Source organism: Roseovarius halophilus (ex Wu et al. 2025), assembly GCF_047086965.1.
Window position 1 is genome coordinate 1 of sequence record NZ_JBKOTX010000439.1, and the last position, 1,739, is coordinate 1,739.

The 1,739-nt window shown below is 62.9% G+C and carries 1 protein-coding gene, 1 tRNA gene and 1 pseudogene; all 3 read right to left on the reverse strand.

What is annotated here, in order from left to right:
• Positions 1-1,011: IS630 family transposase (locus tag ACH107_RS32615; RefSeq protein WP_412509746.1), on the reverse strand; the 1,011-nt coding region annotated here is incomplete at its 3' end.
• Between the two features lie 369 nt (positions 1,012-1,380).
• Positions 1,381-1,455 (reverse strand) — tRNA-Asn (locus tag ACH107_RS32620).
• Positions 1,456-1,505: 50 nt separating this feature from the next.
• A pseudogene (locus ACH107_RS32625) lies at positions 1,506-1,739 on the reverse strand (hypothetical protein); the annotation flags it as partial.

The window sequence follows — 1,739 nt, forward strand, 5'->3', positions numbered from 1 at the left end:
TTTGAAGGGCTTCGGCGTCTCGTTGTGGTGCGCCAGATAGTCATGGATCGCAGCTTCCAGATCATCGACGCTGGAATAGCTACCGCGCCGGATGCGCCTTGATGTGATCTCGGCGAAGAACCGTTCGACCATGTTCAGCCAGGACGCACTGGTGGGCGTGAAGTGGAGCTTGAAGCGCGGGTGCTTCGAAAGCCAGGCCGTCACCTCGGGCGTCTTGTGGGTGGCGTAGTTGTCGAGCACCAGATGCACCTCGCGCGATTTCGGCACATGCCGGTCGATGCGGCGCAGGAACTTCAGGAATTCCTTGGCCCGATGGCGCGGCATGCAGTCGCCAATCACCTTGCCGGATTTGACGTCGAGCGCAGCGAACAGCGTGGTCGTGCCGTGGCGTTTGTAATCGTGCGTCATCGTGGCGGCGCGGCCTTTCTTCAGCGGCAGACCGGGCTGGGTGCGGTCCAGTGCCTGGATCTGGGACTTCTCATCCACGCACAGGACCACCGCGCGATCCGGCGGGTCGAGGTAAAGCCCGACGATCTCGGTGACCTTCTCCTCGAACTTCGGGTCGTTGGAGACCTTGAAGCTGCGCGTCTGGTGCGGCTTCAGCCCTGCGTCCGCCCATATCCTTCCCACGCTCGACGGCGAGATGCCCACCGCCTCGGCCATGGTCGAGCGGCTCCAATGGGTCGCGTTGGGCGGGCTCTCCTGCACCGTCTTCGCGATCACCTTCAGGCGCGTCTCCCGCGGCAGCGGCGGCACCCGCGACGGCCGGGTCTTGTCGCGCTTCAGGCCGTCCACGCCCTCGTCGAGGTATCGCTCCTGCCAGCGCCAGACGGTCGGCTTCGACGTGTCCGCGCGCCGCATGATCTCGCCCGTGCCGTGACCATCCGCCGTCGCCAGCACGATCTTCGCCCGCCAGACGAACTTGCGCGGGGTGTTCCGGTCGACGACCAGGGATTGGAGTTCGGCTCGGTCAGCGGGGCTCAGGTAAAGGCAGATGTCATTACGTCTCATGCCCCCACAATAACACATTGGCGAGCAGCTTGGAATCCTCCGTCAGGCGGGGAACACTAGGTGATGACAAAGACCCTAGCGATCGCTGGTGTGTTGGGTTCGACCTTTGTCAGCGAGTACTGGCGTGGTGGCAGAAGATCCTATTACCGATCATCGGGGCGGAAGACATTTAAAAGTTGCGAAATCACTCTGCGCCGTGGTCTGACGTCACTTTCACTTAGAACGGCAGTTTAACTAAGCCTACGGCCGCCTGAGAAATCACCAGGCCGATCCCGCGCTCCTACCGTTTTCAGGATGGCCCGCAGGTGGGTCCGTATGACTTTAGCTTTTGCCAAAAACTCTTATTTTATTGACCCAAACCGATAAAATTGGCTCCGGCGGCAGGGATCGAACCTGCGACCAATTGATTAACAGTCAACTGCTCTACCGCTGAGCTACGCCGGACCACGATGTGGCCTATAGCAATCGGTTTCCGGGACGTCCAGAGGGGCGTTTCAGTTTTTTGACACCGCGCCGGCGGACCCGTCGCGCCGGGGGGTGGGTCTGTCGGCGGCGGCAAATCGGGCGCGGGCCGTCAGCGGGCCCTGGTGGCGGGCCTGGCCGCTTCGGCAAAGGGCGATGAGATGGGCCAGCACGTTGCGCTCGGCGGCGGGCAACAGGGCAGGGGGGACCTCGGTATAGACCCGGGCCGTGATCTCGGCCGCGGTGCCGGGGGCCTGTGCCAAGGC